Source organism: Amycolatopsis sp. NPDC051903, assembly GCF_044452505.1.
Lineage (GTDB): Bacteria > Actinomycetota > Actinomycetes > Mycobacteriales > Pseudonocardiaceae > Amycolatopsis.
This window is the reverse complement of sequence record NZ_JBITBT010000005.1, coordinates 358,207-371,132: the sequence shown is the minus strand read 5'-3', so window position 1 is coordinate 371,132 and position 12,926 is coordinate 358,207. Positions and strand designations below refer to the sequence as shown.

The window sequence follows — 12,926 nt, the reverse complement described above, 5'->3', positions numbered from 1 at the left end:
GGATCCCTTGCGTAGTCAGGCTTTCGCCGTCTCGCGCAGGGCTTCGTCGACGGAGCGGGGGGCCGGCGGGTCGACGAAGAGCTCCCGCAGGAACAGGGCGTCGAGGTGTTCGACGGTGAGGCCGGGCTCCTTGCCGGTGAGGCCGTTCACGCGGCCACCGAGGCGGAAGACGGCGCGGACCACCCCGGCGGGCAACGTGCGCACCGCGCGCGGTTTGCCGGCCGCGCCGGCCAGGCGGCTGAGCATGTCGGCCCAGCGCAGGTTCTCCTCGACCACCGGGATGTCCGCGCCCGACGCGTCTTCGAGCGCGTCGACCGTCGCGATGCCGACGCCCCGCGCGCTCGTCGCCGCGCTGCCGCCCCGCGGCGCGAACAGCGGAGCCCACGACCGCACCCACTTCACCACCGGCCGAGACCATTCCGGCACCCGCCCGGGCGCGACACCGAACACGTAGGGCACCTCGATGATCGCCACCGGCAGGTCCGGCCCCGCCGTCTCGCGGGCGATGCGCGCCTGCTCGAGCCGGCTCCGCACGTACGGGTGCTTCGCCGCCAGGCCCCATTCGGGATGCACGCGGTCGAAGTACGTGTAGTACGACGCGAGCACCGCCGCCCGTGTGCACCCGACCGTGCGCGCCGCGGCCAGCAGCGCCACCACCGGCGCGACGTTGCCGTCGTGCAACCGCGGGCCGACCGGTCCCTTGTCGATGCGCCGGTCGTCCACCCCGCCCGCGAAGACCACGCCGTCGTGGCCGGCGAGGAGTTCCCGCAGGTCGTCTTCCGAAGCCGCCGTGACGTCGGCGACGCGGTCGACACCGTCGCGCGGGGTGCGGGCGACCGTGGTCGTCTCGTGCCCGCGCAGCCGCAGTTCCTCCAGCACGTGGTGCCCCAGCAAACCGCTTCCACCCACCACCAGGATCTTCATGTCGAAGATCATCGCGGACGGGCGGTGCGCGGTCCAGCCGTCCTCACGCCACTCACACATCCCGGAGTTTTTCCTTGCCCGCAACGGAAAACTCAGACGCGTCGCGGGTGCCAGCCGCGCAGGCGGGCGGTCGCCGCACGGGCGTTGGCGTCCTGGCGCGTGGCTTCGGCGGCGACGGCGTCGGCGCCCGCCTGCGTGAGGCGGTAGTACCGGCGCAGCCGGCCCTGCTGGACCTCTTCGCGGTCGTGCTCCACGAGGCCGTCGGCGGTGAGGCGGTCGAGCGCGCCGTAGAGCGTGCCGACCTTCAGCTTCACGCGTCCCTCGGACAGTTCTGCGACTTCGCCGACGATCCCGTAACCGTGCCGGGGTTCGCCGACCAGCGCGGTGAGGATGAAGAAGACCTGTTCCGAGATCGCCATGGCCGCAATATATCGAGCTGCGAGATATCTCGGCAACTGCCCGATGTCCTTTCCGCTCGATGGTGGCGGAAGACCAGGCCGACGACCAGCGGTCCGCCAAGTAGGTCCGGACAACGGGCGGCTGAGTTGCTCGGACCTAGTTGGCGGAATCGACGTGCTGGCCAGCCGGCAGCGTTCTCGTGACCGTGTTCGCCCTATGGTTGGAGGTCGTGATCGGGTTTGGCGATGGCTGCTGTAGCGGCCTGCTCGATCTGGTTGCGCCGGACTTCCCAGAATGCCGCGTCGCGCTGGGTGGCATAGTCGGTGGCAGTCCCGGTCGAGCCGTCCAATTGTTCGCGCAGGATATCGGCGTGTCCGGCGTGCCGGCTGGTCTCGGTCAGCATGTGGACCAGAACGTTGAACAGCATCACATGAGGTCGCGGCCACCAGGGCACGTGACCAGGCGAATCAATGGCCAGCGCCGCGATTGTCGCGTCGGAGTGCTCCCAAACGCGTCGGTAGCGGCCGATGATCTCCTCACGCGTCTCGTGCTCGGTGGCCCACATGTCAGCGCCGCGTTGCCCGAGGTCGTCCCATCGGAGTAGGGCTTCGGGGAACGGCCGGTCGAACACCTCGCCGAAGTACCGGGACTCCGAAAGCGACAGGTGCTTGACCAACCCGAGAAGGTTGGTTCCGGTCCTGGTCAGGGGACGGCGGATCTCCTACTCACCCAGCCCTTCGAGCTTCCAGAGCATCACCTCGCGGACCTCGCGCAGATCGCTGTGCAAGTACTCTTTCGCGACATCGTCGATCACGACGCGAGCCTGCCATGCACTGAGTCAAATGCCTCGGCGGCACCAAACGCCTGGTCATTGACCCGTCGGTTTCCGCGCCAGCTCGTGGCGCGGGTGCCGGTAGCCGGCCAGCCACCGGACGTTGGCCAGTCGTGTGCCCAGCGTTGGGCCGACCACGTCGTAGGCCCAGCCCATCAGCGTGCAGGCCGCGCGGGTTGCGTCGAAGGCGGCCTGGTCACGCGGCGTGATCCGGTCGGCCGGACGAACGTCCAGGACAAGGGCTGACCCGTCGACGAGGCGGGCGAAGTAGTCCGGGGCGTGCGAGCGAGGTTTGCCCTCGTCGGCGGTCCAGAACAGCCAGAACGGCTGGGACGCGATCCCCCGTGACGTCGGCGTCGAAGTCGAGCAGGACCAGCGTGTCGCGCTCGACCCACGACTCGCACCCGACCAGTGTGCCCGTCGTCGCGGTCCACCAGCGGCCGGAGTAGTGCCGTTGTCCCTTGTAAGAAGGGAAGTCGCGAACCTGAAGGCAGGACTCGAACGGGATGGACCACGCCTTGCTCAGCGGCAGGCGCTGTTCGCCCTCGGCGACGGCGAAGGCGACCTCGAACCGCTCATCTGCGGCCGGGGCGCCGCCAGCGACAAGATCCAGTTTCGGCACCGCGGCATCTTCTCGACAAAGCACCGGCCGGGAGAACCGACCCCCGCCAACTACCCCGAACTCCGCCAGCAGTCCCGCCAACTACCCCGGAAACCGCCACCTTTGAGCGGAAAGGACATCGATGAAGTGAACCCCACGTAGACACCGTCTACCCCGGTTTGATAGACAGTGTCTACAAGGTGAACCAGGGGTTACGGAGATCGACATGGGCTTCCAGAAATTCGTCGCCGTCGGCGACAGCTGCGCCGAGGGGCTGGACGACCCGTACCCCGACCACAGCCAGTACCGCGGGTGGGCGGACTTCGTCGCCGGCCGGCTCGCGCAGGACGAGCCGGCCTTCCGCTACGCGAACCTCGCCGTGCGCGGCCGGCGTCTCGACCAGATCATCGCCGAGCAGCTGCCCGCCGCCGAGCGCCACGAGCCCGACCTCATCGCCCTGTTCGGCGGCGGCAACGACGTGATGAGCCGCGGCTGGGACGCGCGCACGGTCGCGCGCCGGGTCGACGCCGCGATCCGCCGGTGCACCCACATCGCGCCGACCGTCGTCACGTTCACCCTCAGCGACGTCGCCCACCGCATGCCCTTCAGCGCCCGCATGCGCCCGCGCGTGACCGCCCTCAACGACGCGATCCGCGAAGCCTCCGTGAGCTACGGCGCCGAGCTCGTGGACCTCTGGCCCGACCACGCAGCCCACGACTCGCGCTACTTCGGCCCGGACCGGCTGCACCTGTCCGAAGCGGGCCACCTGCGCGTGGCCGGCCACGTGCTCGACCGCCTCCACGTCGGCCACGACGACGGCTGGCTCCAGCCGCTCCCGGGCTTCCCCGCGCGCCCGAGCCTGCTCGCCGACCTGCAGTGGTTCTGGCAGGAGGTCGTGCCGGTCGCCGTCACGCGCCTGCACAACCGCCTCATCGGCCGCTCACCCGGCGACGGTTTCTTCCCGAAGCGCCCCGAACTGCTGCCCGTCGCCTTCTCCGAAGCGCAGCTGTGAGCGCACGCCAGCGGCTGATCACGACCGCGGCGACGCTGCTCACCGACGAGGGCGTGGACGCGGTGACGCTGCGGGGCATCGCGAAGGCCGCCGGCGTCTCCCACGGCGCGCCCCTGCGCCACTTCTCCGGCCGCGCGGAACTCCTGTCGGCCGTCGCGACGCTCGGCTTCGCGCAGCTGCTCGAACGCGGCGCGAAGCTGCCCGACGGGACCGCTCGCGAACGCGTCACCGCGGCTTGTCACGCGTACGTCGACTTCGCGCTCGCCAACCCCGCGATGTTCGAGCTGATGTTCCGCCGCGACCTCATCGACGCGACCGAACCGGGGCTCGTCGCCGCGAGCAGCGCCGTGTTCGACTACTTCGCCGAACTCGTCCGCCTCGACCGCGAGGCCGCGCCCGACGACCGCGTCAAACCCGGCACGGACCCGCGGCTCGTCGCGGCTTCGCTGTGGGCCGCGTTGCACGGCCTGGCCCAGCTGTGGCTGTGGGGCGGGCTGGCGGGCGCGAGCTTCGCGCCGTCGCCGGAATCGGCCCTCGCGGTGACGCTCGACGCGTACCTGGGCTGAAACTCGGCGGGAAGGCTGACCGCCGAATTCCGCTTCGGGGGATTCGAGCGGATGGCGTCTGGCCCGAATGGTCACCCATGCCCCGTGGCTCAGCGGGGCGTACCCGAGGCCGGGACGACGGCGAGCAGGCCGTGGTGGTCGCGTTCGAGACGGGGCTCGTCCGGCCGCGCGCGTGATCACCAGCCGGCGGGCAGCGCGCGGATCCCGAACTCCCGGCGCAGCGCGGCTTTCGCGGCGTGCAGCCCGGCCATGCCGTGCACGCCCGGACCCGGCGGGGTAGCGCTGGAGCAGAGGTAGACGCCACCCAGCGGCGTCGTGTGCGGGTTCCAGCGGGCGACCGGGCGCGCGAGCAGCTGCCGCAGCGTCACGGCGGCGCCGGAGATGTCGCCGCCGACGTAGTTCGCGTTGTCCGCCTCGAGTTCCGGCGCGGGGACGCATCGGGACGCGAGGATCGTGTCGCCGAAGCCGGGCGCGAAGCGTTCGATGCGAGCGCGCACGAGCTCGGTGGCGTCGAGGGGATCGCCGTTCGGGACGTGCGCGTAGGCCCAGATCGGCTGTTTGTGCGGCAAGCCGCGCGACGGATCGGCGGCCATCGGCTGGGCCAGCAGGACGTACGGCTCGGCCGCGCGGCGCCCGGCGGCCACGGTGTTCTCGGCCGCCCGCACCTGAGCGGCCGTCCCTCCGATGTGGACGGTCGCGGCCTTCGCGAGCTCGGGCTCGCACCACGGGATCGGTTCGGAGACGAGGAAATCCACCTTCGCCGCAGCAGGTCCGTAACGCACGTTCGCGAGCGCGCGGCGGTAGCCCGGCGGCAGCAGCGGTCCCGCGACGTCGAGGAAGCCGCGCGGGCTGAGGTCGAGCAGCACCGCGCGGGTCTTCGCGAACTGCCGCAGGTCGGTGACCCGGCTGTGCACGTGGACGCGGCCGCCGTGCGCCCGGAAATCGGCGACGAGGGCGTCGGTGAGCACCTGCGTGCCGCCGCGCGGAACGGGCCAGCTGCCGGCGTGCGCGAGGTGGCCGAGCAGCACGGCCGTGCCGCCGGCGACGAGCGAAGGCAGCCCCCCCATCGGGTGCGCGGCGACACCGGCCAGCAGCGCGGGCGCTTCCGGGCCGCGGAACAGGAGTTCGTCGGCGCCGGTGCCGAGCGCGAGGACGCGCGGGGCCAGCACGGCGGCGAGGCCCGGTCCCGGCGGCCGGCGGAGGGTGCCCAGGAGGAGGTCCGTCAGCTCTCGCGTGTGCTCGACGAGCGGTCCCATCAGACGGCGCCAACGGTCGGCGTCGGGGCCGAGCCGGGCGCACGTGCGCTCGAGGTCCGCGTACGCGAGACCCGTGCGGCGGCGGTCGACGGGATGCCCGTACGCGACTTCGGGCCGGCAGAGCTCGACACCGTGCGCGGCCAGGTCGAAACCGCGGAAGAACGGCGACGCGACGGCCATGGGGTGCACGGCCGAGCAGACGTCGTGGACCACGTCGGCGTCGAACAGCCGCGCGGAGCGCGCGCCGCCGCCGGGCTCGGGCGCCGCTTCGTGCAGCTCCACGGCCAATCCGGCGCGCGCGAGCAGCACGGCGGCGGCCAGGCCGTTGGGGCCGGAGCCGACCACCACGGCGTCAGCGGTCGAATCCACTCACGGATCGTATCGACACGCGGGCACCCTGCTACCCGTCCGAACACCTGATCGAATATTGTCGTACCCCGCGCCTACCTTGGGACCCCACACCGGCTCACCCGGGCCGGCCCGGCAGGAAAGGGGGATCATGCCCGCCCACGACTCGCAGCTGGAGCGCATCCGCAAGCTGCTCGCCAAGGCCGAAGACCCGGCGGTGACCGCGGAAGAAGCCGAGCTGTACAACACGAAGGCGGCCGAGCTGATCGCCCGCTACGGCGTCGACAACGCGATGCTGGCCGCCACCGGGTACGGCACCGACGACCTCACGGTGCTGAAGATCCCCATCGACAACCCGTACAGCCGCGACAAGGCGAGCCTGCTCACGAACATCGCGTACCCGTTGCGCTGCCGCACGCTGCTGCACCGCGTCGGCCAGGGCGTCGAGTCGGTCACGGTGTTCGGGTTCAAGTCCGACCTCGGGCGCGTCGAGCTGCTGTTCACGAGCCTCCTGCTGCAGGCGAGCACGCAGCTCACGCGCGTGCGGCCCGACGGGCGGGTGTTCCGCGAATCGCTCGCCGCGTACCGGCGCACGTGGCTGCACGGCTTCGCGCGCGCCGTGCACGAGCGGCTGGTGCACGCGGAGACGACCGCCGTGCGCGAGCACCCCGGTTCCGGACGGCACTCGGCGGAACTCGTGGTGCGCGACCGCACAGCCCTCGTGCAGACCGCGTTCGACCGCGAATACGGCGACCTGCGCGCGGCAACCCCCCGGCGGCTGTCGGGGTCGGGGTACCGCGAAGGACACCAGGCGGGCACGCGCGCGACGCTGGACCCGGCGGCGCTGACGCGGCGGAGGCAGGCGCTGCCGGTGCGGTGACGGCGAGTTCAGGAGACAACGGTGCGCATCGAGGACCTCACCACGCGGCCGGACCTGCGCCGGCCCGCGCTGGAGCTCGGCGTGGTCGGCGGCGAGTTCCTGCGGCACGACGTGGTGGGCGACCTGGCCGCGTCCGCGCGGCTCGCGGCGCGGTGGCCGGAGTTCTTCCTGGTACTGCTGGAAAACGACGTCCCGGTGGCGCGCGCGGCGGCGGTCCCCGTGACGTTCCCGACGGACGAGCGGCCCGAGCTACCGGACCACGGCTGGGACGGCGCGCTGCTGTGGGCGGCGCAGGACGTGCTGGACGGCCGCGAACCGACCACGCTGGTCGCGCTGGAGGTGACCGTCGCGGAGCGGGCGCGCGGACGGGGCGTGGCGGCGCTGGCGTTGACCGAGCTGAAGAACCGCGCCCGAAACGCCGGCCTGGCGCGGCTCGTGGTGCCCGTGCGGCCGACGGGCAAGGTGAACCACGCGTTCGAGTCCATTGAGGACTACGTGGCCCGCCGCGACGAGCACGGCCGTCCGGCGGATCCGTGGCTGCGCAACCACGAGCGGCTCGGCGCGCGGACGGTGAAGATCGCACCGTTCGCAATGACGGTCACGAGCACGCTCGATCAGTGGGAGCGGTGGACGGGCGTGCGGCTCGGCGACGGCCGCACGGCGGTGCCCGGCGGGATCGCGCCCGTGCTGGCGTCGGTGGCGCAGGACTTGGGCGTGTACGTCGAACCGAACGTGTGGGTGGAACACCCGCTCTGACACGGGTTATCGTGGGCGCGTGTGTTCTTCCCGGCCGGAGCTCGTGACGCCGATCTTCGGCGACCACTCCTACCGGTGTGACTTCTACGGCTGACGACGGCCCGCGCCCGTCAGCCCCAGAACCCACAACCGAAGAGGAACACCACATTGCCCGAGAACGTCGCCACGACCTGGGCCCTCAAGCACATGCCCCTCACCGCGCAGGCGGTCGCCGAACTGACCCCGGTGCTCGCCGGGAAGCGGCTGGCGATGTGCCTGCACGTCGAACCGAAGACGGCCGCACTCGTCACGCTGCTCGTGCGCGCCGGCGTCGACGTCCGCCTGACCGGGTCGCCCGGTACGACGCAGGACGACGTCGCCGACGCGCTCGCCGAGCTGGGCGTCGCCGTCTTCACCCGCCGCAGCGACGGCGAAGCCGAGCACGCCGAGAACGTCCGCCGAGTGCTCGACGTCGAGCCCGACCTCACGCTCGACAACGGCGGCGACCTCACGATCGAGCTCCTGAACCGGGGCGTGCCGGTGAATTACCTCGGCGGCACCGAAGAGACCACCACCGGCGGCCTCCGCCTGCGCGAGACTCCGCGTGAGCTCGGCCGTCCCGTCGTCGTGATCAACGACTCGCGGCTGAAACTCCTGGTGGAGAACGAATTCGGCGTCGGTCAGAGCGTGGTGCAGGGATTCCTCAACGCCACCAACCTCATGGTCCCCGGCCTGCGCGCCGCCGTGCTCGGCTACGGGCCGTGCGGCAAGGGCGTCGCCGACACGCTGAGCCGGCTGGGCGCGCGAGTGTCCGTGTGCGACGTCGATCCGATGCGCGCGCTGGAGGCGATCCTCAACGGCCACCGCGTCGGTGCCGCCGCCGAGGTCGTGGCCAACGCGCGGCTCGTGTTCACCGCCACCGGCCACCCCGGCGTGCTGGGCGCGGCCGAACTCGCGGCGCTGCGCGATGGCGCCGTGCTCGCCGGCGTCGGCCACTTCGCGTGGGAGATCGACCGGGCGGCACTCGCCGCGCAGACCAAGAACACCGTCGAATACGGCGAACCCTCGCGCCGCACGGGCTACGTGCTCAACGACGGCCGCGAGATCGTGCTCCTCGACCAGGGCCGGATGCTCAACCTCACCGCCGCCAACGGGAACTCGATCCAGGCCATGGACCTTGGCCTCACGTTGCAGGCGCGCAGTCTCGGCGCCGTCGGCGCGGGCGGGCTGGCCGCGCGGGTGCAACCCGTGCCCGCGGACGTCGAGCACCGCATGGCAACGGACCTCGTCGCCGCGTTGCGGTAGTTACTCCGGCGGCAGGAAACCGTGCTCCGACAGGTCGAACCAGTTGCCTTCCGGGTCGATCGCGCGGTACTCGGCGAACGGACGGTCCCCACCCCGCAGCACGGGGCGCGCCACGCCCGCTTCGGCGAGCCGGTCGGCGATCGGCGGGATCTCGTCCACCTGGAAGCCGAAGTGGTTGAACCCGGTGGCGACGTCACCGTCGAGCTGCTGCTGGACCAGCGCCAGGTTGAGGTAGCCGTCGGTCACGAAGTGGCTGCCGTCGGGGTCGGTGTGGAACAGCTCCAGGCCGAACTGCTCGCAGTAGAACGCGGCCATGCGTTTCGCGTCCTGCACGACGAAAGCGAGGTGGCGCAGGCGAGGGCGGGTCATGCGGTGGGTCCCTTCGGGATCATGTTGTGGAACGCGGCGATCGTGGGCTCGCCGGTGTGGCGGACGACGGCCTGCGCGTGCGTCTTCACGCCCGCGGGCGCGATTTCCGACGTCGCGTGGACCAAGGACAGGTCTGGTGCCAGGCGGCGGATCAACGTGACTTCGGCGGACAGCGTCGTGCCGAGGTAGGCGGTCGCGAACAGCTGCGCGTGGCCCGTTTCGACGGCGCGGCGGCCGACGAGTGCTTCGCCGCGGACGTTCACGAAGTCGACGTCCTCGGCGAAGACGGACGCGAACCGCGCCGCGTCACCGTCGGCCCAGCCGTCGGTCATGGTGCGCCACAACGCGCGGATCGAGTCGTCGGTCACGTCCGCACCAGCACCCGCAGTGGCAGGGACTCGCAGTCGCCGTCCCACGCGGCCAGTGAGTAGTAGAAGCCGCCGTGCCGCTGCTCGAGGTAGCAGACGACGTTGAGCGGCCACCCGCTGCTGCGGAACGCGTACGCGTCCATCGGCGTCGGGCGGTCGCTCAGCGGACGCCCGCGTTCGCACTCCGGCCCGAGCCGGTGCCAGTCGGGGTGCAGGTGCACCGACCCGAGCACGTCGAGGCCGCGGGCGTCGGCGTCCCGCGTGATGCGCAGCAGATCCGCCGGGTCGAGCCACCAGGCGCGCACCGAATTCTCATACGCGGAGCCGAATCGCGGGACGATCGTCGTGGCGAACTCCTCGCGCGCGCTCGGATCCGTGGTCCGCGCGTTGCGACCGAACGCCAGATCGGCAACGAGCACCGCGTCTTCGGCGAACGTGCCGAGCAGCACCGCGAAACAGGGTCTCGGTTCGTCGGGCTTGATGAAAGCGTATTCAACGGCGGCCGCCGCGAGGAACCGCTGCAGCACTTCGTCGGAGAACAGCACGGGAAGATTCGTCTTCCCGATGAGCGGAACGGGGACCAAGGAAGTCACGCGAGGCACCGTAACCAGCGCGGATGCGGCCGGGCCATGATCATCACGGGATCGGCGCTATTGCATCCGGCGATAATGTTTCCGGCATGCGCCTGGAAATCCGGCACCTCGAGCTCGTGGTCGCGATCGCCGAGTCCGGCAGCCTGCGCAGAGCCGCGGCGCGGCTGCACCTCACGCAGCCGGCGGTGACCACGCAGCTCAAGCGGATCGAGCAGTTCCTCGGCGGACCGCTGTTCGTCCGTTCGGTCGAAGGCGTGCTGCCGACGCACACCGGCACGGAATTGGTGCGCGACGCCCAGAAATTGCTCCACGGCTTCGACGCGCTGCAACGCACCGCGCGGCTCAACGCGCAACACGAAGCGGGCGCGCCGGTGCGCGTCGGCGGGATTCCGGCGCAGCAGTTCAGCCTGCTCGTCAACACCCTCACCGCGATGCTGCCGCGGCGCGACGTCACGAGCCGCACGATCCGGGAAACCGCTGCGCTGACGGCGTTGCTGCGCACGGGTGAGCTCGACGTCGCCGTGATGCGCTGCTTCCCGGGGTTCCCGCTACTGCCGCCGGACGGCGTCGAACACCGGCTGCTGCTGCGGGAACCGTTGTTCATCGGCGTTTCCGAGCACCACGCGCTGGCCGAACGCGGCGAGGTCGAGCTGGCCGAGCTCGCGGACGAGAAGTGGGTGATGCCCGACCCGGACGACAGCGGGATGAACGAGTTCTTCGCCCGCACGTGTGCGGCCGCGGGCTTCGACCAGCGCATCACGCACCTGACGAACGAAGCGCACGTCGCGTTCGCGCTCACCGCCGAAGGCCGCGCGATCTGCCTGCTCTACCCCATCGGCACCGACCGCACCGGCATCGCGACGCTGTCACTCACCGGCACGCCGTTGCACCGCGAGCTGGTTCTCGCGTGGCGCACCGATTCCCCGATCGCTTCGCTCGTGGACGAGGTGTGTGCCAAGATCGAGAGCGGGTACCTCGCACTGGTCGAGGGTTCGCGGTTCTACCACAAGTGGTGGCACGACGGCGGTTCCGCGTTCGCACTGCCCTGAACTCCGGAAGGAGCGCCGATGCCGATCCGCGGCCTGAACCACGCCGTCCTGTGGGTGCGCGACGCCGCGCGAAGCAGCGCCTTTTACGTCGACGTGCTGGGGTTCCGCGCCGTGCACACGACGGAGCGCGCGGTTTTCCTGCAGGCACCCGAATCCCGCAACGACCACGACCTGGGCCTGTTCGCGATCGGCGACGCGGCCGACAGTCCCGCGGGCACCAGTGCGGTCGGGCTGTACCACCTGGCGTGGGAGGTCCCGACGCTCGCGGACCTGCGCACGTGCCGCGAGGCGCTGGCCGCGGCCGGCGCGCTCGTCGGCTCCACCGACCACGGCACGACCAAAGCGCTGTACGCGAAGGACCCGGACGGCATCGAGTCGGAGATCTGCTGGCTCGTCCCGCGGGCGCTGATCACCGACGCGGACCGCGCCCACAACGGTCCCCTCGACCTCGACGCCGAACTCGCCCGCTACGGCGCCGACACGCCCGGCGAGTCCGCGCGGATCCCGGTCTGACCCCAGTCGGGCAGCCACACGCCCCGCGTCCGGCGCGAACCGCGGTCCGGCACCAGGTGCTCGCGCAGCTGCCCGAGCGCGGGGTGCGGGTGTTTCCGGCGCCACACCAGGAAATGCGGGTACAGGGGCGCCGGATCGACGACCGGGATGCGGCGCAGATCGTAGTGCTCGGGCCAGAAGTAGCGCGAACCCTCGCCGACGAACGTCGCGAGCTCGGCCGACGCGGCGATCTCGTCGAGCATGGCCTCGTTGCCGAAGTTCGGCCCGTCGACGTCGATCGTGAGCCCGAACCGGGCGGCCAGCTCGCGGTAGTACCCGCCCCACTCGGTGTCGGGTGACATGTCCGGCATCCAGACGCGGTGGTCGGCCAGTTCGCGCAGCGACACGGCGCCGTGCTCCGCGAGCGCGTGCCGCGGCCCGACGAGCAGCTCGTGCGGCTCGTCGTACACCCACGTGCTCACGACACCCTCGGGCAGCTCACCCGCGGGCACCGCCCGGAACGTCGCGTCGACACCGCCCTCCGCGATCGCCGCGACGGAGGCCGCCGTGTCGTCGCCCAGCGTCACGATGTCGAGCTGCACGTCGGGGTGGTCGAGGTGGAACTGCCGCACCAGCTCGGCGACCTTGATGCGCCGGTTCAGCACGTCCACGCGCAACGGCCGCCGGCCCGGCCGCACCGCCGCCACCGCGCGCTCCCCGGCGGCCAACAGCTCCCGCGCGTGCGGCAGGAACGCCACCCCGTCGCCGGTCAGGGCCGCCCCGCGCGCCGTCCGCGTGAACAGCCGCACGCCGAGCTCCCGCTCCAACGCCACGACCCGCTTCGACACCGCCTGCTGCGACACACCCAACCCGGCCGCCGCCTCCTGGAACCGCCCCCCGTCCACCACCGCGACGAACGTCCGCACGAACTCCAGCTCCACGAATCGCGATTCTAAGCCGCTTCACCACCCCTCGGCGGCGGCCACACACGCTTTCAGCCACAACGCTGCCGGGTGCCCGAGGATCACTTCCCCGACGACCGGCACGTCACCGATGAACTCCCGAGAGTGAGCCGACCGCCCCACGCGGTCGCCGCCTCGTCCAGGCGGGCCCTGCTGCACCACCACGGGCCGCGACCACGAGGCAAGGCTGATGCGCGTTCTGTTGGAGGTCGGCATTCGGCGGTGTCGAGCTGCT

At 71.5% G+C, this 12,926-nt stretch carries 15 protein-coding genes and 1 pseudogene; 7 read left to right on the top strand and 9 right to left on the bottom strand.

Annotated elements, in window-relative coordinates:
* Window positions 1-15 precede the first annotated feature (15 nt).
* From ACIA77_RS15730 to ACIA77_RS15715, 4 genes and pseudogenes are all read right to left on the bottom strand, one after another.
* Complete coding sequence (locus ACIA77_RS15730; RefSeq protein ID WP_395886560.1) at window positions 16-984, bottom strand: NAD-dependent epimerase/dehydratase family protein; 969 nt, start codon at window positions 982-984, stop codon at window positions 16-18.
* Between the two features lie 32 nt (window positions 985-1,016).
* Window positions 1,017-1,343 carry a PadR family transcriptional regulator gene (locus tag ACIA77_RS15725; protein ID WP_395886559.1) on the bottom strand — a complete coding sequence of 109 codons (327 nt, stop codon included), beginning with the start codon at window positions 1,341-1,343 and terminating at the stop codon, window positions 1,017-1,019.
* A gap of 194 nt (window positions 1,344-1,537) precedes the next feature.
* Window positions 1,538-2,137, bottom strand: a pseudogene (locus ACIA77_RS15720) (DinB family protein).
* Window positions 2,138-2,191: 54 nt separating this feature from the next.
* Window positions 2,192-2,473: a TnsA-like heteromeric transposase endonuclease subunit gene (locus ACIA77_RS15715; protein WP_395886673.1), complete on the bottom strand. Its 282-nt coding sequence runs from the start codon at window positions 2,471-2,473 to the stop codon at window positions 2,192-2,194.
* A 509-nt stretch (window positions 2,474-2,982) separates the two neighbouring features.
* Between ACIA77_RS15715 and ACIA77_RS15710 the strand changes: the two genes are divergently transcribed.
* Both ACIA77_RS15710 and ACIA77_RS15705 read left to right on the top strand, forming a co-directional pair.
* Window positions 2,983-3,768 carry an SGNH/GDSL hydrolase family protein gene (locus ACIA77_RS15710; protein WP_395886558.1) on the top strand — a complete coding sequence of 262 codons (786 nt, stop codon included), beginning with the start codon at window positions 2,983-2,985 and terminating at the stop codon, window positions 3,766-3,768.
* Window positions 3,765-4,334, top strand: coding sequence for a TetR/AcrR family transcriptional regulator (locus ACIA77_RS15705; RefSeq protein ID WP_395886557.1), 570 nt, complete (start codon window positions 3,765-3,767; stop codon window positions 4,332-4,334). The genes ACIA77_RS15710 and ACIA77_RS15705 overlap by 4 nt, the downstream gene beginning before the upstream one ends.
* 176 nt (window positions 4,335-4,510) lie before the next feature.
* Here ACIA77_RS15705 and ACIA77_RS15700 read toward each other — a convergent pair whose 3' ends face one another.
* On the bottom strand, window positions 4,511-5,959 hold the full coding sequence (locus ACIA77_RS15700) for a phytoene desaturase family protein (RefSeq protein ID WP_395886556.1): 1,449 nt from the start codon (window positions 5,957-5,959) through the stop codon (window positions 4,511-4,513).
* 130 nt (window positions 5,960-6,089) lie between these two features.
* On the opposite strand from ACIA77_RS15700, the gene ACIA77_RS15695 reads away from it, so the two are divergent.
* The 3 genes from ACIA77_RS15695 to ACIA77_RS15685 all read left to right on the top strand — a co-directional run bounded on the left by ACIA77_RS15695 (window position 6,090) and on the right by ACIA77_RS15685 (window position 8,858).
* The gene (locus ACIA77_RS15695; RefSeq protein WP_395886555.1) at window positions 6,090-6,818 is read left to right on the top strand and encodes a DUF2786 domain-containing protein; all 729 of its coding nucleotides are present in this window, start codon (window positions 6,090-6,092) and stop codon (window positions 6,816-6,818) included.
* Window positions 6,819-6,839: 21 nt separating this feature from the next.
* Window positions 6,840-7,574 carry a GNAT family N-acetyltransferase gene (locus ACIA77_RS15690; RefSeq protein WP_395886554.1) on the top strand — a complete coding sequence of 245 codons (735 nt, stop codon included), beginning with the start codon at window positions 6,840-6,842 and terminating at the stop codon, window positions 7,572-7,574.
* A 147-nt stretch (window positions 7,575-7,721) separates the two neighbouring features.
* Complete coding sequence (locus tag ACIA77_RS15685; protein WP_395886553.1) at window positions 7,722-8,858, top strand: adenosylhomocysteinase; 1,137 nt, start codon at window positions 7,722-7,724, stop codon at window positions 8,856-8,858.
* On the opposite strand, the gene ACIA77_RS15680 is transcribed toward ACIA77_RS15685, so the two are convergent.
* The 3 genes from ACIA77_RS15680 to ACIA77_RS15670 are packed head-to-tail and all read right to left on the bottom strand — an operon-like array spanning window position 8,859 to window position 10,188.
* Window positions 8,859-9,227 (bottom strand): VOC family protein, encoded by a 369-nt coding sequence (locus ACIA77_RS15680; protein WP_395886552.1) that lies wholly within the window; start codon window positions 9,225-9,227, stop codon window positions 8,859-8,861.
* Window positions 9,224-9,595, bottom strand: a complete 372-nt coding sequence (locus ACIA77_RS15675) for an SgcJ/EcaC family oxidoreductase (protein ID WP_395886551.1) — start codon at window positions 9,593-9,595, stop codon at window positions 9,224-9,226. The genes ACIA77_RS15680 and ACIA77_RS15675 overlap by 4 nt, the downstream gene beginning before the upstream one ends.
* Entirely contained in the window at window positions 9,592-10,188 is a 597-nt protein-coding gene (locus ACIA77_RS15670; RefSeq protein WP_395886550.1) for a hypothetical protein, read from the bottom strand. The genes ACIA77_RS15675 and ACIA77_RS15670 overlap by 4 nt, the downstream gene beginning before the upstream one ends.
* A gap of 86 nt (window positions 10,189-10,274) precedes the next feature.
* Here ACIA77_RS15670 and ACIA77_RS15665 point away from each other — a divergent pair, with 86 nt between their 5' ends.
* Both ACIA77_RS15665 and ACIA77_RS15660 read left to right on the top strand, forming a co-directional pair.
* Entirely contained in the window at window positions 10,275-11,237 is a 963-nt protein-coding gene (locus ACIA77_RS15665; protein ID WP_395886549.1) for a LysR family transcriptional regulator, read from the top strand.
* Window positions 11,238-11,255: 18 nt separating this feature from the next.
* Window positions 11,256-11,750, top strand: coding sequence for a VOC family protein (locus tag ACIA77_RS15660; protein ID WP_395886548.1), 495 nt, complete (start codon window positions 11,256-11,258; stop codon window positions 11,748-11,750).
* Here the strand turns inward: ACIA77_RS15660 and ACIA77_RS15655 are convergent.
* Window positions 11,705-12,670 (bottom strand): LysR family transcriptional regulator, encoded by a 966-nt coding sequence (locus ACIA77_RS15655; RefSeq protein WP_395886546.1) that lies wholly within the window; start codon window positions 12,668-12,670, stop codon window positions 11,705-11,707. The genes ACIA77_RS15660 and ACIA77_RS15655 overlap by 46 nt on opposite strands.
* Between the last annotated feature and the right edge of the window lie 256 nt (window positions 12,671-12,926).